The organism is Nonomuraea sp. NPDC050643 (assembly GCF_040654715.1).
Taxonomy (GTDB): domain Bacteria; phylum Actinomycetota; class Actinomycetes; order Streptosporangiales; family Streptosporangiaceae; genus Nonomuraea.
Map to the genome: position 1 here is coordinate 1 of NZ_JBFAIM010000096.1, position 20,858 is coordinate 20,858.

The following is a 20,858-nucleotide window of genomic DNA, read 5'->3' on the forward strand; positions in this document are numbered from 1 at the left end:
CTGGCCGACCTGAAGGACAACATCAACTCGATGGTGAAGTCGCTGCGCGAGACGACCAGCGCCAACGAGCAGCAGGACTGGCTCAAGTCCAACCTGGCCAGCATGTCGGGCCTGATGCAGGGCCACCGCGACCTGGCCATGGTGGCGGAGCTGGTGATGAACGAGCTGGCGCCGCTGGTGTCGGCCCAGTACGGCGCGTTCTTCCTGGTGGAGGAGCGCGAGCTGCGGCTCATCAGCGCCTACGGCTATCTGGCGGGCCCGGATCGGCGGACCCGTTTCGAGATGGGCGAGGGCCTGGTCGGTCAGGCGGCGCGGACGCGGCGCACGATCGCCCTGAACGACATCCCCGGCGGATACATCACCATCGGCTCCGGTCTGGGGCAGTCCTCGCCGGGCTCGGTCATCGTGCTGCCCATCGTGGTGGAGGAGCAGGTGCTCGGCGTCATCGAGCTGGCGTCGGTCTATTCGTTCACACCGGTGCACCGGGCCTTCCTCGACCAGCTCATGGAGACGATCGGCGTCAACCTCAACACGATCGTGGCCAACGCGCGTACCGACGAGCTGCTGATGGAGTCGCAGCGGCTGACCTCCGAGCTGCAGACCCGCTCTGAGGAGCTGCAGACCCAGCAGGACGAGCTGCAGCGCTCCAACGCCGAACTGGAGGAGAAGGCGAGCCTGCTGGCCCGCCAGAACCAGGACATCGAGACCAAGAACCTGGAGATCGAGCAGGCCCGGCAGGAGCTGGAGGACCGGGCGCAGCAGTTGTCGCTGGCCTCCAAGTACAAGAGCGAGTTCCTCGCCAACATGAGCCACGAGCTGCGCACCCCGCTCAACTCGCTGCTCATCCTGGCCCAGTTGCTGGCCCAGAACCATACGCGCAACCTGACGGCCAAGCAGGTCGAGTACGCCGGGATCATCCACTCGGCGGGCTCCGACCTGCTGCAGCTCATCAACGACATCCTCGACCTGTCGAAGGTCGAGGCCGGCAAGATGGACATCAACCCCGAGCGGCTCTCGCTCCGCCAGCTCCTGGACTATGTCGAGGCCACGTTCCGGCCGATGACCAGCCAGAAGAGCCTCGACTTCCGCATCGTGTCGGCTCCCGGCATCCCGCTGGAGGTGCTGACCGACGACTCGCGGCTGCGCCAGGTGCTGCGCAACCTGCTGTCGAACGCGGTCAAGTTCACCGAGACCGGCAGCGTCGAGCTGCGCATCGAGGTGGCGGCCCAGTCCGAGCTGCCCGCGTCGGTACGCCCGCACGGAGCGGCCATCGCCTTGCGGGTGGTCGACACCGGGATCGGCGTCCCCGCGCAGCAGCTAGAGGTGATCTTCGGGGCATTCCAGCAGGCCGACGGCACCACCAGCCGCAAATACGGCGGCACCGGCCTCGGCCTGTCGATCAGCCGCGAGATCGCCTACCTGCTCGGCGGGGCCATCACCGCTCAGAGCGTCCCCGGGCAGGGCAGCACGTTCACGCTCTACCTGCCGATCGCCCGGCCCGATTTCGACGAGCGCCCAGGCAGGAGCGCCGACTCCCCGAGCGCCGAGCGGGCCGACGGACCGGCCGTCTCCGAGCCGTCCACCGCCGGCCGGTCCTCGGTGCAGCAGCAGCGCCGGCTCCTGGTCATCGAGGAGCGGCCGCGCGGGCTGCTCTCCCTCGTGGCCGAGAGCGTCCTGACGGAGCTGGCTCCCGCGAGGGAGGAGGCGGTGGAGATCGTCACCGCCGTCGGGGCGCAGGAGGCGGCCGCCACGCTGGCGGACGAGCCCTGCCACCTCATCGTCATCGATCTCGACATGCCCGACCAGGTGGCCTACCAGTTGCTGGAGGCGATGGGCGGCGACCCCGCGCTGCAGGCCGTCCCGGTCCTGGCGTACGCGCACTGGCGGACCAACCCGCAGCAGGAGGCCCGGCTGCAGGCGCGTACCGACGGCCAGCCGCTGGAGCTGCTGTCGAGCCTGGACGAGATGCGGGAGCGGATCGCCCTGCACCTGAGCGCCGACCAGCCGGGAGACGTCCTGCCGCTGGTCCGGCCGCAGCAGGTGGGCCTGGCCGCCGGGCAGGACGTCGACGACACGCTGACCGGCATGACCGTGCTGGTCGTCGACGACGACACGCGCAACCTCTACGCGCTGACCAGCATGCTGGAGATTCACGGCATGCGGGTCCTGCACGCGGAGAACGGCCGGGAGGGCATCGACACGCTGATCGCCCATCCCGAGATCGATCTCCTCCTCATGGACGTGATGATGCCCGAAATGGATGGCTACGTGGCCACCGCGAAGATCCGGCAGATGCCGCAGTACCACAGCCTGCCGATCATCGCCGTCACGGCCAAGGCCATGCCGGGCGACCGCGACAAGAGTCTGGCGGCAGGGGCCAGCGACTACGTGACCAAGCCGGTCGACGCCGACCACCTCATCGAGCGCATCCGGCACTGGACCACCGCGTAGGCACACCCCACTCCCCGTCCCCTCTGAGGTCGCAGCACCATGCGCAAGGAGCAACAACGTGCACAGCTCTCCGCCGCCTGCGCTCTCCGGCTCCGCGGAGCCGGAGGCCGAGACGAATGTCGGGCGGCTGGCGGCCACGATCGAACGCCTGCGCGGCGAGGTCCTGCGGGCCCAGTCGGCCGCCGAGGGCCGTGCCCTGCTCGAACTGGCCAAGGGCGTGCTGATCGAGCGGCTGCGGTGCAGCGTGACGAGCGCGGCCCGGCAACTGGCGACGCTGGCGGAGCAGGCCGGTCTGACCCAGCTCGAACTGGCCGCCGACATCATCAACCAGGCGGCGCAGGATCGGATCAGCGAGGTCGCGCGCGCGTTCCTGGCCGCCACGCACTCTGACGAGCCAGCACGCGAAGCCGCCGACATCGCTGTCCGGCTGCGCAGCGCCGAAAGCGGCGTGCTGCAGGCCACCGACGCCCAGGCGGTGGTGGAGTCACTGCTGGAGCACGCGCTGAACCCGCTCGGCGCGACGGCGGTCGCCGTCTGGGAGGCCGGCCCCGACGGCTCGCTCACCCTGGCCGGTTACGCCGGATTCAGCGCCGAAGAGGCACGACGGTGGCGCTATGTCCCTCCCGGCGTCGAGACCCCGGCCCGTCGCGCGCTGGTGGAGCGCGAAGGCGTCTGGCTGAACAATCTCTCCGCCCTGGGCCTGCCCTCGATCGGGCAGCGGGAGGTCCCGGGAGGCCGGGTGACCGTGCCGGCGGGCACCGGGGGACGGATCTTCGCCGTGCTGGAGGTCGGCTGGCCGCTGCCGCTGGCTCCGCAGCCTCCGCAGATCCGCAAGCAGATCGAGGCGCTCGCGGAGCTGTGCGCGTACTCGCTCGACGTGCCCGACGCGCCGGCGCCCGCCGATGAGGCACGGGAACTGGTCGACCTGGCCGACACGCTGCCCGACGTGGCGCTCGTGCTGCGTCCCTGCCTCGACGGGGAGGGCAGGCTCGGCGACTTCCGCATCCAGCACGCCAACGCCTCTTTCGTCGATCCCGCCGGGCGTCCGCGGAACATGGTCGTGGGCGCCCGGCTGCTCGAGGCGTACCCGCTGGCGGCCGAGGAGGGCGGGCTGTGGGAGAGGATCGAACGCGTCCACGCCACCGGTGAGCCGTTCCGCGCGGACCAGATGACGTTGACCGCGATGGTGGGGCAGGTGCCGCTGGCCAGCGTCGCGGCCGTCGGCATCACCCGTCACCGCGACAGCGTCCTGCTCATCTGGCGCCTGCAGGACGAGGCGGCCCGGCTCGCCGGCCTGCTGCAGCACGCGCAGCGGCTGGGCCGCATCGGCGGGTTCGAGGAGAACCTGGCCACCGGCCAGATCATCTGGAGCAGCCAGCTCTACTCCCTCTACGGCATGGAGGAGGGGGAGCAGCCCATCCCCCTGGAACGGCTCGCCGACCACAGCCATTCGGACGACGCCGTGGTCATCGGGCACTTCCTGCGTACCGTGCTGCATCACCGCAGATCCGCGTCGACGGCCTTCCGGTTGCGGCGTCCCGACGGGGTCGCCCGGCACATCAGGGTCGTGGCCGAACCGGTCTTCGACACCGACGGAAGGCTCTCGGCGATGCGCGGCGCGTACCAGGACATCTCCGCTCAGCACTGGACGGAAGTGGCGCTGGCCGCCACTCGCGATCAGCTCGCCCACACCGAGCAGCAGTCCGCGGAACGCAACCGCCTGGCCCTGCAACTGCAGCAGGCCATCATGCCGCCCCGCCGCGAACCGATGGAGGCGTTCGACCTGCAGATCGCCGTACGCTACCGCCCGGCCGAGCAGGAGCACCTCGTCGGCGGCGACTGGTACGACGCCGTGGTGCTGCCGAGCAAGCAGATCCTGTTGTCGGTGGGCGACGTGGCCGGGCACGGCATCGAGGGGGCCACCGGCATGGTCGTGCTGCGCAACGCCTCGCGCGGGCTCGCCGCCACAGGAGCGGGCCCGGCGCAGCTCATGGCCTGGCTCAACCTGGTCGCCCACCACCTGGCCGATCAGGTGACGGCCACGGCGGTCCTGGGCCTCTACGACCCGCGGACGCGTGTCCTGCGATGGGCCCGAGCCGGTCATCTGCCGCCCATTCTGGTCAGGCAGGGCGAGGCGGTGGAACTGGACCTGATCGGCGGGATGCTGCTGGGCGCCGTGCCGGACGCCTCTTACGAGGAGGGGTACGTCCAGCTCGCCTCGGGCGACATCCTGCTGATGTACACCGACGGCCTGATCGAGCGGCGAGACCGCACGCTGGAGCACTCACAGGAGCAGTTGCTGCGCAGGGCCGGCCAGCCGGCCGCCGACCTGGAACGCCGCCTGGACCACCTTCTCACGCACGGCAACTCCGACACCGACGACGACACCTGCCTCGTCGGCATCCAGCTCTCCTGACCCACCGCCCGTGACGTTCAGTGCTGTTCCTGGCGGGGCAGCACGACCTCGCTGACGATGAGCTGGACGGCGGCGGCGACCGGGATGGCCAGCAGGGCGCCCACGATGCCGAGCAGCGCGCCGCCGATGAGGGCGGCGACGATGGTGGTGGCGGCGGGCACGTCGACGGACGACTTCATCACCTTCGGCGCGATCAGGTAGTTCTCGATCTGCTGGTAGACGACGAAGAACACCAGGGCCGCGATGGCCACCGGGACGGAGACGAACAGGGCGACCAGGATGGCGACGGCGGCGCCGATGCCCGCGCCGATGAGCGGGATCAGGTCGGTGACGGCGACGATGATCGCCAGGGCGAGGGCGTAGGGCACGCCCACGATCGACAGGAAGATGAACGTGGTCACGCCCGCGATGAGCGAGATGAGCAGGTTGCCGGCGACGTACCCGCCGACCCGGCTGAAGATCTCGTCGCCGAGCAGTTGCACGCGGGCCCGGCGGCTCCTGGGGATCAACCGGTAGCCGGTACGGGTGATCGAGCGCAGCGACGCCAGGAAGTACAGCGTGAGGATGAGCACGGTCAGGGCGGAGAAGACGGCGCTGACCACGATCCCGGCGGCGCCGAGCAGCCCACCGAACACCTGACGGCCGAGATCCCCGCTGGTCAGGAAGCTCTGCAACCGCTCCAGCAGTCCGAACCGCTGGTCTAGATCACGCACCTGGGGGTGGTTCTGCAGTTGCTGGATGTAGGTGGGCAACTGCTCCACGAACTGGCCGGCCTGCTGCGACAACGCCGGGATGACCGCGAGCCCGAACCCCGCGAAGAACAGGATCACGGCGGCGAACACCACGGTGATCGCGGCCCAGCGGGGCAGGCCGCGGTGCTGCAGCCACCGTACGGCGGGGTCCAGGCCGACGGCCAGGAACAGCGACACGACGATCAGGATGAGCATCGAGGTGGTGGCGGCCAGCGCCTGAACCAGCAGCCAGGCGGTCAGCACACCGAGCGCGGCGGTGAAGCCGAAGGCGAACGGTGTGCTGCCGAACGGCCGTCCGGGCTTGCCGAAGGGCAGCATCGATGTCGCGTCGTCCCGTGACCGAGGCCCGTCCGGGCGGGAGTCCCGGCCGGCCGCCGTGGCGGGCGTGCTCGCGTCATGCGCGCCCGAGCCCGGATCGGGGCCGTCAGGGACGGAGAAGGAGGGGTTTTCACGGGACATCGGCGCTCCTGAACCTTTAGGACCCCCCTTCTGCCCTCACAGGTCAGCGACTACCGCCCCTCATGACGCGACCTTCAGCGCGAGCACGCAGGCGTCGTCGCGGCGGGTGCCCGCCTCCCGCAGCAGTGTGGCCGCCACCACCGCCGGGGAGCGGCCCGTCAGCCCGGGGAAGGCGGCGATGTCCCACCGCTCCGACAACCCGTCGGAGTGCAGCACGATCACGCTGTGCGGCGGCGCGGTGTACTGGTATTCGCGCAGCGTCCGGCTGTACTGGCCGGCGATGCCCGGCAGGGAGATCAGGCCCTGCCGGCCCTCGGGGTGCACGATCCAGCCCGAGATGTTGCCCAAGCCGGCGAAACGCACCAGCCCGCTCGCACGTTCGAGGCGGACCACGGCCACCGCGGCGCCCCTGCTCGCGATCAGCGCGTGATGCAGCCGCTCCAGCAGCGGCACCGGCGGCAGGTCGCCGTGCTCCCGGAAGGCGCGAACCGCCCGGCGGGAGGCGTCCGCCGCCAGTTCGCCGTGGCCGAGCCCGTCGCACACCATCGCCACCGCGGCCTCGGCCGTGTCGAAGCAGGCGAACGCGTCGCCGCAGACACTCTCCTCGCCGATGGGCCTGCTCAGGCCGCTCACCCGCGATACGGGCGGTGGCCGGTCTCCGGCGGTGAAGCACATGGAGACGACGGTTCCACGGCCGGGGACGGAGTAGACGTCGTGGGTCGAGGCCATCCTGGTGATGCCACCCAGCCCGATCCCGAGCGTGCCCGCGGTGGAGTAGCCGTCATGCAGGGCACGGCTGAGGTCGGCGATTCCCGGCCCCTTGTCCAGGGCGAGGACCTCGACCGCCGCGGCCGTCTGCGGGTGGGGCCGGATCAGCATCATCCCCTCCACCGCGTGCTTGACCAGGTTGGAGGCCGCCTCGCTCACCGCGATGGCCACCCGCTCGCGGTCATGCTCGCCGAACCCGAAGACCCCGGCGAGCGCCACCGCGACCCGGCGGGCTACTCCGATCGCGCTGGTGTCCTCGACTCGGACCCATTCCTCGTTCCCGGAGCGGATCATCTGGCCCATTTGAGCACCATCACCCGAGTGCCCCGGCCGGGCTCCGAGGCCAGGTCGAACTCGTCCACGAGCCGGCGCGAGCCGCTCAGGCCCAGCCCGAGGCCGCCTCCCGAGCTCCATCCGTCGGTGAGGGCCTGCGCAGGATCGGCGATCCCGGGACCTTCGTCGCTGAAGACCAGCCGCAGCCCTCGACGCGCGCCGCGGCTGACAACGTCGATCCGCACCTGGCCGCCCCCGCCGTACACCAGGGTGTTGCGGGCCAGTTCACTCGCGGCGGTCACCAGCTTGGTCTGGTCGATCACCGACATCCCGACCTCCTGAGCCGCGGTGCGCACCCGCTGACGCACCACGACCACATCGCCGCTGCCGGCGATGAACAACTCAAGAGCAGCGTCCACCTCGGCAGTGTCCACCCCGGAAGTGTCCACTTCGGCGCTGTTCACCTCGGCACCGGGGCCACCCCGGCGTCGTAGCGGTCTTCGAGCAGAGCGACGCCCTTCTCGAGATTGAGGGCGGTACGCACGCCGCCGAGCGACAGTCCGAGCTCGACGAGCGTGATGGCGACCGCCGGGCGCATCCCCGCCACGATCGTCTCGGCGTCGAGCACCCGCGAGATCGACGCGATGGTGGACAGCATCCGGCCGATGAAGGAGTCGACGATCTCCACGGCGGTGATGTCGATGATCACACCGCGGGCGGCGCTCTCGACGACCGCCTCCGCCAGGTCCTCCTGAAGGGCGAGCACGCCCTGGTCCTCCAGGTCGATCTGGATGGAGACGATGAGGACGTCGTCCAGCTTGAGGATGGGCACCCGCTCCATCAGGCCCCCTCCATCCCCACGACGACGCGCCGGTCCGTCCCCTGCGTCACCTGCACCCCGCTGCGCCGCAGCGCGTACGCCAGGGCGTCGGCCAGTGAGGCCTTGGTGACGATGTCGCCGAACTGGATGCCCAGCGCGACGATCGTCTGGGCGATCTGCGGCCGGATGCCGGAGACCACGCATTCGGCGCCCATCAGCCGCGCCGCCATCACCGTCTTGAGCAGGTGCTGGGCCACCTCGGTGTCCACCGCCGGCACACCGGTGATGTCGATCACCGCGTGCTCGGCGCCGGTGTCGACCAGCCCCTGCAGCAGCTTCTCCATGACCACCTGCGTGCGGGCGGAGTCCAGCGTGCCCACGAGCGGCACCGCGAGAATGCCCTCCCACAGCTTCACCACCGGCGTGGACAGCTCCAGAAGCTGCTCGGCCTGCCCGGAGATGATCTTCTCGCGGAAGGTGACGTAGGTCTCGAACGTGAACAGGCCCAGGTCATCGACGAACTTGGAGAACCAGACGTAGCCGCGCAGGAGCGCGAAGTCCTCGTCGGCCTCGACCGCCTCGTAGACCGCCTCCTTGAGGCTGAACACCACGAGCGCGGTGTCGGACGGGGCGAACCCCTCCCGGGCCAGGCCACGGGACAGGTCCGCGAGCAGGCCGCGCAGGTCGGTCGCGTCGCCGCCCTCCAGCGAGCGGCTCAGTGCCTGGAAGATCTCCCGCAGCCGCCCGTCCAGCAGGGCGCGATCGGCGTGGCCGCCGCCGGCTCCCGCGGCCAGATCGGTCCACCGTTTGAGAATGGACTCACCCCGCTCCCGCAGGAGCCCTTCGATGCGGAGCCGGTCGGCGTCGCCGTGAACGGTCAAAGGATGCTCCCTGTGGAACGTAGCCGTATTTGGTTGTGAATCGCCCACGCAGGCTACCCCGCTTTTCACCGCCCACTCGACGGCGCCGGCTCCATCCGGCGACCGCGGGCGTGCGGCGGGCTGCCCGCCGGGAAGGAACCGGCCGGTCAGGCGGCTACGCGGGTGACGTGCGCCGACGGGTGATCCGTGGCGGTGAGCGCCCGGCGCAGCCGCGTCAGGGTGGCGCGCAGGATGCGGGAGACGTGCATCTGCGAGATGCCGAACTCGGCGGCGATCTCGGCCTGGGTGAGGTTGCCGTGGAAGCGCAGCAGCAGGATGCGCTTGTCCCGCTCCGGCAGCGCGTTGATGAGCGGGCGGACCGCGTGCGCGTCCACGAGCGTGTCCAGCGCCTCGTCGTAGGCCGGGATGAGATCGCCCAGCAGGGCCGAGTCGCCGTCGTCGTTGCCGACCGGCGCGTCCAGGGACAGGGTGCTGTACGCGGCCGAGGCGTCGAGGGCCAGCAGCACCTCTTCCTCCGTCAGGCCCGTCTTGGTGGCCAGTTCGGCCACCGTGGGCGAGTGGCCCAGCACCTGGGTGAGCTCGCCGGTGACCCGGTTGAGCTCGGAGCGGCGTTCCTGGTAGACGCGCGGGACCCGGATGGCCCAGGTGCGGTCGCGGAAGTGCCGCTTGACCTCACCGGCGACGGTCACGGCCGCGTAGCCGCGGAACTCGTGGCCGAGGGCGGCGTCGAAGCCGTTGATGGCCTTGACCAGGCCGACGTAGGCGGCCTGCTTCAGATCCTCCACCGGCTCGCCGCGATAGCGGTAGCGGCGGACGATCTCGTTCACCAGCCACTGGTGCATCTCCACGAGCCGCTCGCGCAGCCTCAGCCGGGCCTCTTGCGAGACGTCGGGGTCGACCATGGCCACGAGGAGCTCTTCGGCGGTCATGTCGGTGAAGGCGATGTCCTGGACGGTCATGATGTGTTCCTGCTTCCGGCTGTGCAGGCCGCCCCATCCAGGACCTTGGTCCAGGCAGAGGCCGCCTCGTACGTCTGACGAGACGAAGCCCTCTGCTAGACCTCACCGGACCACTTACCTCAGATCGGCCCGCTACTCCAATCGCCAGGTAACGAACCGATCACGCCGCCCCGGCGCCGGGAACGCCCGCCCCCGAATGATCGGCACCGCGGGCCGTCCAGTGGTCCGCGGGCGGCAGATGCTGAGGGGCCTGAGCAACATCTGCCGCCCGCGAAACGCTCGGCGCGCTGCACGGTGCCGCCGAAGCGGCCGTCGTGAACGAAGCCCACCCACTCTGCCCCGCTCCCCATCGCTAAACGCCGTCGCGGGCTGCCGCCGGCCGCCGGCCCTGCACAGGGCGCTGTCCGCGCATTCGGCTGTTATCGTACGAATCGCAATGCTTTGACGTTGATATTCCTGCCCGGTGACGGAGTCGGCGTGGGGCGTGTGTCCCCGCTCCACGCCAGCACTGGACGGTTCCAGGCGATGACCACAGGTCGGTAGAACTCTGGGCGCCGACGACCCGAGTGGCTCGCCCCGCCGGGCAGCGGAGGGGACACGCATGTCGTCGGCGACCTACCGTACTCTGCTGCGCGCTCCAGGAGCCGCAGCCTTCTTCCTGACCGCCGCCGTGGGCCGCGTCGGCATCGCGATGACCAGCCTCGGCATCGTCTGGCTCGTGTACGGCGCCACCGGCTCCTACGCCACGTCCGGCCTGGTGACCGGAGGCTTCGCCGTGGCCGAGGCCCTTGCCGGACCACAACTGGCCCGGCTGATCGACCGCTTCGGCCAGAGCCGGGTGCTGCCGCCCGCGCTGCTCGCCCACACCCTGGCGGTGGGCGCGCTGCTGGCCTCGGTCCATGGTCACGCCCCGGCCTGGCTGATGACCGCGGGCGGTGTGCTGGCCGGCGCCACCATCCCGCAACTCGGCGCGCTGTCCGGCGCCCGCTGGGCGGCCCTGCTGCGCGGCGAGCGGGCGGCGGAGTTGCCCACCGCCTTCTCCCTGGAGTCGCTCGCCAACGCGGTGGCCTATCTGGCCGGCCCGTTCCTGGTCAGCGTCCTGGGGGCGGGCGGGCATCCCATGCTCGGTACGCTGCTGGCCGCCGCGCTGGTCCTGTCGGGCGGACTCGCCCTCGCCGCGCAGCGCCGCACCGCGCCGGCACCGGAGTCCAGCGCCTTTGAGCGCCGCCGGGCGAACCGCTCGCTTCTGCGGCCCGCCTTCGCGGGGCTGATCGGTTTCAACCTGTCCATCGGCGTGTTCTTCGGCGCCACGCAGGTCTCGACGACGGCCTTCACCGTTCAGCACGGCGCGGCCGACGCGGCGGCGCTGATCTTCGCGGTGTCCAGTTGCGGCAGCCTGCTGGCCGGCTGGCTGTACGGACTGTCCCGGTGGCGGGCGGCGTCGCGGGTGCAACTGGTGGTGGCCGTGTCCGGGCTGGCGCTGGCGAGTGCGCTGCCGCCGGCGGTGGGCTCACCCCTCGGACTCGGGTTCATCAGCGTGCTGACCGGCGCGGCGATTCCGCCCATCCTGGTGCTCCTCTCGGTGCTCACCGACAAGACCGTCCATCCGGCCGCGCTGACCCAGGCGTTCACCTGGCTGAACTCCGCCAGCGCCGCGGGCTCCGCCGGCGCGGCGGCGCTGTCCGGCTGGGTGGCCGACGTGGCCGGCGCCCGCTACGGCTTCGCGGTCGCCACCGCGGGACCCGTCGTGATGGTCCTGCTGGCGGTGATCGGCCTGCGCGGACACGATCGGGACGCCAGCCGCACCCGCCGCGTGAGCGCGGCGAGGTAGCCGAGCGTGGTGTACGCCTCCAGCATCGGCTCCTCGGCCGTGGCCGTGGGATCGGCCTGGATCAGGTGGTCGCTCACCCACACGGTGTCGACGCCGATCTCCCCGGCCGATCAGGAAGACGCAGGCTGCCTCCCCATCGCCCGCGCGTACTCACCCCTGGCTCAGGCGCTCGCGCCAGGGATGTGCGGTGTGCTCGGTCTCCAGCGCCTCGTCCAGCCAGCGCCGCTGCTCGTCGCCCAGCACCGGGAGGACCGCCTCGAAATCGGCCTCGTCCTTCGGCCGCATGCCCTTGGACTTGTAGAGCAGTTGCACCTCCGGGGCAAGCCGGTGGAAGCCGTCCTCCTCCACGGTCAGCCCGGACAGCGGGCGGCGGATCCGGGGGTCACGCCGGTAGATCCACTCCGTCCCGTCGGTCTCGTCCAGCATGAGCTGGAACCGCCACGGTCCGTCCGGATGCTCGCGTACCCAGATGTCGTGGGCCTGCTCGGGCAGCACCTCGTCCAACGCCCATGGCCGCAGCGTCCGGGGCACGACCGCGGCGTGGACGTCCCAGCCGTCCAGCAGCCGCCGCACCGCGACCTGGTCCCGGCGCGGCAGCGCGATGTCCACGTCGGCGTGGTCGCGATGGGCCCGGCCCACGGCCAGCTCGATGGCGTACCCGCCGGCCACCCACCACGGGGCCGCCAGCCCGCGCATCAGCGCGACGACCTCGTCAAGCGGCGCGGCCTCCCAGGGCCCCCACGGCGTCTCGATCCTCGTCATCCGGAAATCATGCACGATCACGACCCTCCGCGCCGCCTTCGCCCACAGCGTCACCGGCGGGGCGTTCCCGCTGGCCCGCGGCCGGAGAACGGTGGAGGATGAGGGGGTCGGGGGTTCTGCCGTGGAGTGGTCTCAATGGGGGAAGGTGCGTCAGCGTGAAGCGGCTCTCGATCCGGCTCGTCCCCGTCGGCGACACCACCTTGGTGATCGTGCTGACGGGCACGCTCGACCCGAGCACCAGGCCCGACCTGATCGCCGTCCTTGATCCGATTCCGCCGTCCCCGGTCGTCTATGTGGTCGTGGCGGCCGGTGATCTGTGGTCCTGCGACCTGGGCGGGCTCGATCGGCTCGCCGTCACGCACCGGGCGCTGCGGGCCAAGGGCGGCCACGTGGCCATCGCGGAGGCTCAGCCCTCGCTGTACCGGCTGATCGGCCTGATGACCGAACCGGACGCCGAGCCCACCATCGCGCTCTACGCCGGCATGGCCGCGGCTCTGGCGACCACCGACGTCGAGACCTGCCGGCTCGACGCGCCGCCCGTCCCGCTGCCCCGGCATCTGCCCCGGCTGCGCCGCACGCGCAGCGTCCAGGCCCCTGCCCGGCACCGGCGGGCGACCCCGCCCCACCCCGAACCTGCCGATCCGCCACCGGTCGCGCCGGTCATCGCGCGGTCGCGTGCTCTGCGCGAACAGGCCGCCGACCAGCATCGCGTTCTCGCCGACCGGCTCGGCACCGCGCTGAGGGCCACGTGCCGCCTGGGCGAGGCCCGCCGGCGCTGCGGTGACAGCCTGGCGGCCTTGCGCGCCACGCTCCAGGCCGTGCGTACGACCATGGCCGCCGGACGTCGCTGACGGTGCCGCCGGACGTCGCTGACGGTGAGCGACGCGGCCGGTGCCGGACAGCCGGCCGCGGCATATGGGCAATCCGCCCGGAAAGAACAACGATGGGCGGAGAGCCTCGAGGAAGGACGCCGCCATGTCCGTGCTGTCCACCAGACTTACGGCGAAGTACGCCACCCCGTACCCGTTCGCCTGCGCTGGAATGGCCTTCGTGGGCGAGACGCCCGATCTCGCGACGGCGGTCACCAACGCGGGCGGCATCGGCGCGATCGGGGCCGGGCTCATGCCGCCCGGCCGGCTCCGGGAGGTCATCCGCGAGGTCAGGGAACGGACGGGCGGGGCGCCGTTCAACGTCAACCTCATCACCTTCTTCGGCACCGCCGAACAGGTCGACGTGTGCGCCGAGGAGCGCGTGCCGATCGTCTCGTTCCATTGGGGCCATCCGCCGGCGGACCGGTTGAAACGGCTGCACGAGGCCGGGGTGTCGGTATGGGAGCAGGTCGGCTCCGCCGACGCGGCCAGGCTCGCCGCCGATGACGGGGCCGAGGTCGTCATCGCCCAGGGGTGGGAGGCCGGCGGGCACAACTACGGCGGCCTGCCGACCATGGTCAACGTGCCCGCCATCGTGGACGCGGTGGGCGAGCGCACGATGGTCCTGGCCGCCGGCGGGATCACGGACGGACGGCAGGTCGCCGCCGCCCTGTGCCTGGGCGCGGACGGGGTGTGGGTCGGGACCCGGATGGTCGCCTCGCACGAGGCCCGCGTACATCCCGAGCACCATCGGCGGCTGGTCGACGCCACGGGCGACGGCTCGGTGCTCACGTCGATCTTCGGGCCGGAGTTCCCGCTGTTCAACCCGATGCGGGTCCAGCGCAACCGCGTGGTCGCGGAGTGGGACGACAGAGCGGCGGAGATCCCGGCCGACCTCGGCTCCCTCGAACCGGTCGGACGTACGGTCGTCCAGGGAGAGGAGACGGCGATGCGCAAGTTCGGCCTGCTGCTGCCGGTTCCGGAGACGGAGGCCGACTGGGAGGAGATGCCCTGGCTGATGGGGCAGGGCGTCGGCCTGGTCCACGACATCAGGCCCGCCGCGGAGATCGTCAGGGACATGATGGAGCAGGCCGAGCGGGTGCTGACCGGCTTCGGGCCCCAGCGGGCCGACGGCGCCCCGCGCTGAGCGGACGGCGTTCACCTGGCCGTAGCGTCCGCGAGGTCGGCGCGGCGGGCTCACCCGGCCTCCGCGGTCAGCGCCTCCGGCAGGGCGAGCACGCCGGCCAGGCGCTTGAGCGTGGCCGGGATGATCCAGTAGTACACCCAGGTGCCGCGCCGCTGGCCGTCGATCAGGCCCGCCTCGCGCAGGACCTTGAGGTGGTGCGAGATGGTCGGCGCGGTCACGTCGAACGCGCCGGTCAGTTCGCACACGCACACGCCTTCGCCCGCCCGGCGACCGCCTTCGTGCGCGCCGATCAGCGACAGCAGGCGCAGCCGGATCGGGTCGCCCAGGGCCTTGAACACCCGCGCCAGCTCGGCCGCCTCGCCTTCCGCGACCGGCTCGGCGATCAGCGGCGCGCAGCACCCGGAGGACGACACCGGCGGAGCTTGCTTCGACATGTCTCTAATTTGACAGAATTCAAAGCAGAAGCGCAAACTCGGTACTGCTTAGATAGTCGTCGAAACAACGATCGGAGATCGTCATGTCCCGCGTCCAGCTCGCCCTCCGCGTCGCCGACCTGGAAGGCTCGATCACCTTCTACTCCAAGCTCTTCGGCGTCGAGCCGGCCAAGCGCCGCCCCGGCTACGCCAACTTCGCCATCGCCGAACCCCCGCTCAAGCTCGTGCTGATCGAGGGCGAGGAGGGCGAGGCGACCCGCCTTGACCACCTCGGCGTCGAGGTCGAGGAGAGCACGCAGGTCGACGCGGCCACCCAGCGGCTCAAGGACGCCGGCCTGGCCACCTTCGAGGAGAACGACACCTCCTGCTGCTACGCGCTCCAGGACAAGGTGTGGGTGCACGGCCCCGGCGCGGAGCCGTGGGAGGTGTACGTGGTCAAGGGCGAGGCCGACACCCTGGCCAAGGAGACCGACTCCGTGTGCTGCGCCTCCGCGACCGCATCGGCGGACGGTGAGGAGAGCGCGGAGCCGGCCGGCGCGCCGGGTGGCTGCTGCTGACTTCAGGACGCGGCATCGCGACGCCGTTTCGGGATGCCGCCCTGGGTGACGGCGAGGACGGCCCCGACGAGGAGCACCGCCGCCCCCACCCCCTGCACGGCGCCGAAGGACTCACCCAGGAACAGGCCGGAGCACGCGGTGCCGACGACGGGCACGAGGAACATCATGATGGACGCCGACGCCGGACCCACGGCGTGGATGCCCCGGTAGTAGAGCAGGTTCGCCACCGCGGTCGGGCCGAGCGCCACGAAGACGACGTTCAGCCAGACATGGCCGGGCACGTCCTGCCAGGCGACCTCGACGGCCGCCGGCGCGCTGTAGACCGCCAGCAGCACCGCGCCACTCACCGTCGCGTACGTCGTCGCGCGGAGCGGCTCGATGCCAACCAGCACCCGGCGGCCCAGCAGCGTGAACCCGGCCCAGCACCCGGCGCTGAGCAGGAACAGCAGATCGCCCGCGAGCCGGGCCTGCCCCCCGCCCGCCGCTCCGCCCGACCCCACGAAGAAGATCACGGCGCCGGCCGCCCCGCACGCCAGCCCGGCCACCCGCGCCGCCGACGCCTTCTCCTGCCGCGCGAGCAGCAGGAAGGCCGTGGTCAGCACGGGACTCATGACCGGCACGATGGTGCTCCCGTCGATCGCCGGCGCGAGCGACAGCCCCCAGAAGAACAGCAGGTTGTACACGAAGACGCCGAGCACCCCCGCCCCCGCCGCCCGCGCCCAGTCCCGCCGCGACGACCGCCGGTGGGCGGCGGCGCCTTCCCGGGACAACCGCAGGGCCACCAGCAACGCCAGAGCGCCGCCACCGAAACGCAACACCGCGACCACGGAGTGGGGCAGGTGATCGACGATCACCTTGGAACTGCTGAACCCACTTCCCCACAGCAGCATCGTCGTGGCCAGCAGCAGGTACGGCCGGGTACCGACCGTGCCGGCCGTCATCGTGCCCGCCATGGGAACACCTCCGCAACGCGTCCTTCCACGCCCGTGAACAGGTCAGGCGCGGCTTATCAGCACATATGGTGTGTTCGCGCAGGCGGGCCCGTCTTGTAGGCTCGTGCGCCGCACCCAGGTCAGTGGGCGAAAGGTGAGAACGAGATGACCGGCCCGAGCCGGGAGTGGGCGACGTACTGGCGCTCGGCCGAGATGCCGCTGGAGGCCATGTACGCCAGCTTCCTGCGCCATCGCTACCACCGCCACAGCCACGAGACCTACTCCTTCGGCGTCACCGAGCACGGCGCGCAGACCTTCACCTGCCGCGGCGCGGGACACACCAGCGCGGCCGGCATGGTCATGGCGTTCAACCCCGACGATGTGCACGACGGCCACGCGGCCCACGAACAGGGGTTCACCTACCGGATCGTGCACATCGGCGGCGAACTGCTCACCGACGTCATCGCCGACGTGACCCAGCGCTCCGCCGGATCGCCGCTGTTCGCCGCCCCGGTCATCGACTCCCCCGCCCTCGCCGCGCGGCTGCGCCGGCTGCACACCGCGCTGTCCCACGGCGCCGGCCCGCTCGAACGCGACGAACTGCTCCACACCGCCGTCACCGCCCTCACGCGCCTGGCCGCCCGGACACCCGCGCGACCGCCCGCCCTCCCCCGCACACCCGCGGTCGCGCACCTCGCCGCCAAGACGCGCCAACTGATCCACGACCACTACGCCGACCCGATCAGCGCCGACGCCCTGGCGGCCTGGACCGGTGCCAGCCGGTACGCCGTCTACCGGGCCTTCCGCACGACCTACGGGCTGGCGCCCAGCGAATACCAGCGTCAACTGCGCCTGCGCGCCGCACGCCGCCTGCTCGCCCGCGGCCACCCCGCGGCCCGAGTCGCCGCCGAGGCCGGTTTCACCGACCAGGCCCACCTCACCCGCTGGTTCACCCGCTCGTACGGCGTCACCCCCACCCAATACCGGCTGGCGAGAGCCGACTGACGGCAGTGCGAGTTCCACCTGGCCACGTGGCTGGACCGGCCGCGTTGCGTGAGTCCGGTCGGCGCTCTGGGGGATCGGGCGTTCGATGCCGAGGCCGGGCACGGCACGCGCCTGAGCCCTGAGCACGTGAGCCGGATCTTCGGGTAGCACTCGGTGGCGGCAGGGTTCGCACGTGAGGTCGCCCGGCGGTTCGGTCTGGGGGACGGTCAGGCGCGGGTCTTGCGGTAGGCGTCCTTGAGGCAGATCTTCCCGTCCCGGAACCGCCAGAGGTCGATGCCGCGCTCGCACCACTGTGACCCGTCGGCGCCGTCGAAGTGATAGGCCCAGGTGCTGACGGCCCACTCATCCTGGACGAGCGGCTCACCCTGCTCGATGCGGGCGCCGGCGTCGTGCTCGAACATGGCGCGAAAGCCCGCCTCCAGCTCGGAGTGGCCACGGAACGTGCGGCCCGGCTCCGGGCCGACGGACGCGGAGTTCCTCCCGGGCGATCTTGGCGGCGAGCAGGGGCACGAACTCCCTGACCGGCACCTGGTCGAATCTGCGCCAGGCGCGATCGATCGCCTCGAGAACCTGTTCCTGCGTACAGTCGGGGCCGTACGCGCTCATGAGCTCGTCCTTGAGCTGAGCACGGGCCTGCTTCTCGAACACCTCCGACGCCTCACCCGCCATGGCCTCTCCCTTCAGCCGCACGCGACCGGCGCGAACTGCCGCTATGTACCACCATCGGCGAAAAAGGATGGTTTTGGTAGGCGCGCTTTTCCGATGTGCCGGGCCGATCGGCCATCTTGACTTCAAGCGCACTTGAAGCCGTTGACTTGGCCCCCGTGACGACAATTGGTGCGACTCTCAAACAGCGCGCGATCAGGGCGATGGTGCGGCAGTTCCATCAGCCCCGGGGCCTGGCCGGGCGGCTGGCCGGGTGGATCATGGCTCATCGCGACTCCAACCTGCGGCGCAACAGGTGGGCGGTGTCCTTGCTGGACATCGGGCCCACGGACCGCGTGCTGGAGGTCGGCTTCGGCCCCGGCATCGCCATCGCCGAGCTCACCGGCCGTGCCACCCGGGGACACGTGTACGGCGTCGACCACTCCGAGGTCATGGTGCGGCAGGCCGCCCGGCGCAACGCCGCCGCCATCCGCGCCCACCGGGTGCACCTGGCGCACGCCTCGGTGGACCGGTTGCCGGATTTCGGCGAACCGTTCGACGCCGTCCTCGCCGTCAACTCCGTGGGCATGTGGCCCGACCCGGTGGAAGGGCTCCGCCGGATCCGCCGCCTGCTCCGCTCCGGAGGGCGCATCGCGCTCGTCAGCCAGCCGCGCTGCCCCGGCGCCACCCGGGACACCACGGCCCGAGCCGCCCAGGAACTCCAGGACCTGCTGACCCGGGCAGGCTTCACCCGGCTGCGGGCCGAGACCCTCGAACTCGACCCGCCGGCGGCCTGCGTCCTCGCCGACAACCCGGCCGACGACCCTGCCGACGACCCTGCCGACGACCCTGCCGGGTAGCCGTCCTGACGCGCGGCTACGGCATGACGACCACCTTGCCGCGTACGTGCCCCGACCCGACGGCGGCGCAGGCCGCCGCCGTCCGCTCCAGCGGGTACGTCGCCTGCACCGTCACCCTGACGCCCAGCTCCAGCAGCTCGGCCAGGCGCCCGGCCGAGCGGGAGGTGCCCAGGCGGCGGACGCGAGCGCAGGAAGTCATGGTTGCGAGCGCCGGCCGTACCGATGACCCTGGCGCCCCACGCGGCGGCGATCCGCACCGCGAGGTGACCGACACCCCCGGCGGCGGCGTGGACGAGGACCGTGTCCCCCTCACCCACGCCCAGGTCGCGCAGCGCGGTGTGGGCGGTCTGCCCGGAGGCCGACAGCGCGAGTTCGTGATGTTCGCGAAGGTCGGATTCGGTGGCATCGGCGGGGTCGAAGGGCGTGATGATCGGTGTCACGTCAGCTCCCGATTCCGTCGAGCACGACGGTGACCAGGTCGTCGATGTCGTCGGCCGCCGTGGGCCGCGCCGCATCCTGGAGCAGGAGGGTCAGCACGGTCGCGTGGCACAACCCGACCATCATCGCCGCCGCGGCGTCCACCTTGGCGTCGCGGGCCAGCCGTCCCAGCTCCCGCTCCGCCCGCAGATAGTCCCGTAGCCGATCGCGCCAGTACTCGCCCGGGCCGCCCAGCCCGGTGAACCGGTCGAGGACCTTGGGCTGGGCGAGCAGCCCGGTGAAGGCGGGCAGGATCGTCCGGTGCATCGCCAGCCCGTACTCGAGGTGGGTGCGCAGGTTGTCGGCGATGGTCCCGCTGCCCGGCTCCGGCAGCTCGCCGAGCCCCCGCTCGACCGACCTGACGTGGGCGCGCAGCGCCTCGGCCAGCAGCTCTTCCTTGTCGGCGAAGTAGTTGTACAGCACTCCGTCGGCGACCCCGGCCTCGCGGGCGATGGCGCGTACGGTGAGCCCCGCCGTGCCCCGCTCGGAGATCATGCGCTCGGTGGTGGCGACCAGATGCTCGCGCAGGCCCCGATCGCCTTCGCGAAGCACCGCCGCTCTTCTTGGTGACATCGATTCAGATCGTAGTGACAGAACCCCGGTCTCCGCCGGGCTGCGGGCTTTGTGGGTGAACGCGGTCGGAGGCCCTGGAGCCGCCGATCCGGAGGTTCACCGGACCGCCGTCACGAGCCAGGCGGTGGCGCGCAACCTGACGGCGCCCGCGCGCTCGAAGCGGACGAACGCGGCTTCGAGCGCCGCGCGTGCCGGCGCGGGGTCGGCCGAACCGAGGTTGAACCGAATCGGGCCCCAGCCCATGAAGAACCGGGTGGCGTCCGCCGCGTCGCGGCCCCAGATCGACTCCGCCTCGACGGCGGAGATGGCGATCTCACGGAAACCCGCGGCGGTCAGCAGCGTCGTGAGGTGTTCCGGGTCGGAGAGCGACAGCGGCCCGCCCCCGTGGTCGCCGGCCGTCCGGTCTTGGGGCAGGTGCCCGGCCAGGGCGGACAGGACCTCGCCCAGATCCGTGCCGGTCAGGTCGGTCAGGCTGAGAAAGGCGAGGCGGCCACCCGGGCGGAGGGCGCGGTGGACGTTGGCGAACGCGGCGATCGGGTCGGCGAAGAACATCACCGCGAAGCGACTCATCGCCACGTCGAAGTCGGCGTCCGGGAAGGGGTGGACCTGTACGTCGCCCTGCTCGAAGGTCACGTTCGGCGTGTCCTCGGCGACCGCCAGCCCGCGGGCCGTCGCCAGCATCGGCAGGGACAGGTCGACCCCCAAGACGTGGCCGAGCCGGGCCCGGCGGGCGGCCAGGCGGGTGACCTGGCCGTTGCCGCACCCGATGTCGAGCACCCGGTCACGCTCGCCGATCCCGGCCGCGCCCAGGAGCAGATCGTTGAACCCGCCGTTCACGGCGTCATAGCGGTCGTGGTGGCGCGCCCAGTGCTCGCCTTCGTGGGCATTCCACGCCTCGGCCTGCCGCGTGTTGACGATCCGCACCGCGCCTCCTTATGAACGCTTGTTCATGAACTTGCGTTCATAATGGCGACGAGGTGTGCGCCC

The 20,858-nt window shown here is 71.4% G+C and carries 21 protein-coding genes and 2 pseudogenes; 8 read left to right on the forward strand and 15 right to left on the reverse strand.

All coding sequences use genetic code 11. The features are described 5' to 3' along the window. Positions 1-2,451, forward strand: a 2,451-nt coding sequence (locus tag AB0I15_RS61015) for a response regulator (protein ID WP_358118568.1), incomplete at its 5' end; no start/stop codon positions are given. A 58-nt stretch (positions 2,452-2,509) separates the two neighbouring features. Beyond that, positions 2,510-4,867 carry a SpoIIE family protein phosphatase gene (locus tag AB0I15_RS61020; protein WP_358118570.1) on the forward strand — a complete coding sequence of 786 codons (2,358 nt, stop codon included), beginning with the start codon at positions 2,510-2,512 and terminating at the stop codon, positions 4,865-4,867. 17 nt (positions 4,868-4,884) lie between these two features. Here the strand turns inward: AB0I15_RS61020 and AB0I15_RS61025 are convergent, their stop codons facing one another. From AB0I15_RS61025 to AB0I15_RS61050, 6 genes are all read right to left on the reverse strand, one after another. After that, entirely contained in the window at positions 4,885-6,078 is a 1,194-nt protein-coding gene (locus AB0I15_RS61025) for an AI-2E family transporter (RefSeq protein WP_358118572.1), read from the reverse strand. Positions 6,079-6,138: 60 nt separating this feature from the next. After that, complete coding sequence (locus tag AB0I15_RS61030) at positions 6,139-7,149, reverse strand: SpoIIE family protein phosphatase (RefSeq protein WP_358118574.1); 1,011 nt, start codon at positions 7,147-7,149, stop codon at positions 6,139-6,141. After that, positions 7,137-7,538, reverse strand: coding sequence for an ATP-binding protein (locus tag AB0I15_RS61035; RefSeq protein ID WP_358118576.1), 402 nt, complete (start codon positions 7,536-7,538; stop codon positions 7,137-7,139). Before AB0I15_RS61035 ends, AB0I15_RS61030 begins: the two co-directional genes overlap by 13 nt. 41 nt (positions 7,539-7,579) lie before the next feature. Then, positions 7,580-7,960, reverse strand: coding sequence for an STAS domain-containing protein (locus tag AB0I15_RS61040; RefSeq protein WP_358118577.1), 381 nt, complete (start codon positions 7,958-7,960; stop codon positions 7,580-7,582). Continuing rightward, positions 7,960-8,820: an STAS domain-containing protein gene (locus AB0I15_RS61045; RefSeq protein WP_358118579.1), complete on the reverse strand. Its 861-nt coding sequence runs from the start codon at positions 8,818-8,820 to the stop codon at positions 7,960-7,962. The genes AB0I15_RS61040 and AB0I15_RS61045 overlap by 1 nt, the downstream gene beginning before the upstream one ends. A 146-nt stretch (positions 8,821-8,966) precedes the next feature. Beyond that, entirely contained in the window at positions 8,967-9,779 is an 813-nt protein-coding gene (locus AB0I15_RS61050; RefSeq protein ID WP_358118581.1) for a SigB/SigF/SigG family RNA polymerase sigma factor, read from the reverse strand. A 601-nt stretch (positions 9,780-10,380) separates the two neighbouring features. Here AB0I15_RS61050 and AB0I15_RS61055 point away from each other — a divergent pair. Further along, positions 10,381-11,610, forward strand: coding sequence for an MFS transporter (locus AB0I15_RS61055; protein WP_358118583.1), 1,230 nt, complete (start codon positions 10,381-10,383; stop codon positions 11,608-11,610). Positions 11,611-11,760: 150 nt separating this feature from the next. Here AB0I15_RS61055 and AB0I15_RS61060 read toward each other — a convergent pair whose 3' ends face one another. Next, on the reverse strand, positions 11,761-12,372 hold the full coding sequence (locus AB0I15_RS61060) for an amino acid transporter (protein WP_358118585.1): 612 nt from the start codon (positions 12,370-12,372) through the stop codon (positions 11,761-11,763). A 155-nt stretch (positions 12,373-12,527) separates the two neighbouring features. On the opposite strand from AB0I15_RS61060, the gene AB0I15_RS61065 reads away from it, so the two are divergent. Next, positions 12,528-13,223: a hypothetical protein gene (locus AB0I15_RS61065; protein WP_358118587.1), complete on the forward strand. Its 696-nt coding sequence runs from the start codon at positions 12,528-12,530 to the stop codon at positions 13,221-13,223. A 124-nt stretch (positions 13,224-13,347) separates the two neighbouring features. Then, positions 13,348-14,388 carry a nitronate monooxygenase gene (locus AB0I15_RS61070; protein WP_358118589.1) on the forward strand — a complete coding sequence of 347 codons (1,041 nt, stop codon included), beginning with the start codon at positions 13,348-13,350 and terminating at the stop codon, positions 14,386-14,388. A 50-nt stretch (positions 14,389-14,438) separates the two neighbouring features. Here the strand turns inward: AB0I15_RS61070 and AB0I15_RS61075 are convergent, their stop codons facing one another. Then, positions 14,439-14,822 (reverse strand): metalloregulator ArsR/SmtB family transcription factor, encoded by a 384-nt coding sequence (locus AB0I15_RS61075; protein ID WP_358118590.1) that lies wholly within the window; start codon positions 14,820-14,822, stop codon positions 14,439-14,441. 83 nt (positions 14,823-14,905) lie between these two features. Between AB0I15_RS61075 and AB0I15_RS61080 the strand changes: the two genes are divergently transcribed. Continuing rightward, the gene (locus AB0I15_RS61080; RefSeq protein ID WP_358118592.1) at positions 14,906-15,379 is read left to right on the forward strand and encodes an ArsI/CadI family heavy metal resistance metalloenzyme; all 474 of its coding nucleotides are present in this window, start codon (positions 14,906-14,908) and stop codon (positions 15,377-15,379) included. A gap of 2 nt (positions 15,380-15,381) precedes the next feature. Here AB0I15_RS61080 and AB0I15_RS61085 read toward each other — a convergent pair whose 3' ends face one another. After that, positions 15,382-16,332 carry a DMT family transporter gene (locus tag AB0I15_RS61085; protein ID WP_358118593.1) on the reverse strand — a complete coding sequence of 317 codons (951 nt, stop codon included), beginning with the start codon at positions 16,330-16,332 and terminating at the stop codon, positions 15,382-15,384. 144 nt (positions 16,333-16,476) lie between these two features. Here AB0I15_RS61085 and AB0I15_RS61090 point away from each other — a divergent pair, with 144 nt between their 5' ends. Then, complete coding sequence (locus tag AB0I15_RS61090) at positions 16,477-17,316, forward strand: AraC family transcriptional regulator (protein ID WP_358118594.1); 840 nt, start codon at positions 16,477-16,479, stop codon at positions 17,314-17,316. 206 nt (positions 17,317-17,522) lie between these two features. Here AB0I15_RS61090 and AB0I15_RS61095 read toward each other — a convergent pair whose 3' ends face one another. Both AB0I15_RS61095 and AB0I15_RS61100 read right to left on the reverse strand, forming a co-directional pair. Next, entirely contained in the window at positions 17,523-17,870 is a 348-nt protein-coding gene (locus AB0I15_RS61095) for a nuclear transport factor 2 family protein (RefSeq protein ID WP_358118645.1), read from the reverse strand. Then, positions 17,800-17,985: pseudogene (locus AB0I15_RS61100) on the reverse strand (three-helix bundle dimerization domain-containing protein); the annotation flags it as partial. The pseudogene AB0I15_RS61100 and the gene AB0I15_RS61095, both read right to left, overlap by 71 nt. 155 nt (positions 17,986-18,140) lie before the next feature. Here AB0I15_RS61100 and AB0I15_RS61105 point away from each other — a divergent pair. Further along, entirely contained in the window at positions 18,141-18,821 is a 681-nt protein-coding gene (locus tag AB0I15_RS61105) for a class I SAM-dependent methyltransferase (RefSeq protein WP_358118596.1), read from the forward strand. Between the two features lie 16 nt (positions 18,822-18,837). Here the strand turns inward: AB0I15_RS61105 and AB0I15_RS61110 are convergent, their stop codons facing one another. The 4 genes and pseudogenes from AB0I15_RS61110 to AB0I15_RS61125 all read right to left on the reverse strand — a co-directional run bounded on the left by AB0I15_RS61110 (position 18,838) and on the right by AB0I15_RS61125 (position 20,795). Next, entirely contained in the window at positions 18,838-19,020 is a 183-nt protein-coding gene (locus AB0I15_RS61110) for a zinc-binding dehydrogenase (protein ID WP_358118598.1), read from the reverse strand. After that, positions 19,004-19,180, reverse strand: a pseudogene (locus tag AB0I15_RS61115) (NADP-dependent oxidoreductase); the annotation flags it as partial. The gene AB0I15_RS61110 and the pseudogene AB0I15_RS61115, both read right to left, overlap by 17 nt. A gap of 82 nt (positions 19,181-19,262) precedes the next feature. Continuing rightward, positions 19,263-19,871 carry a helix-turn-helix domain-containing protein gene (locus AB0I15_RS61120; protein WP_358118600.1) on the reverse strand — a complete coding sequence of 203 codons (609 nt, stop codon included), beginning with the start codon at positions 19,869-19,871 and terminating at the stop codon, positions 19,263-19,265. A 96-nt stretch (positions 19,872-19,967) separates the two neighbouring features. Further along, a complete protein-coding gene (locus tag AB0I15_RS61125) occupies positions 19,968-20,795 on the reverse strand; it encodes a methyltransferase domain-containing protein (RefSeq protein ID WP_358118601.1) in 828 nt (275 codons plus the stop codon). Positions 20,796-20,858: the final 63 nt, after the last annotated feature.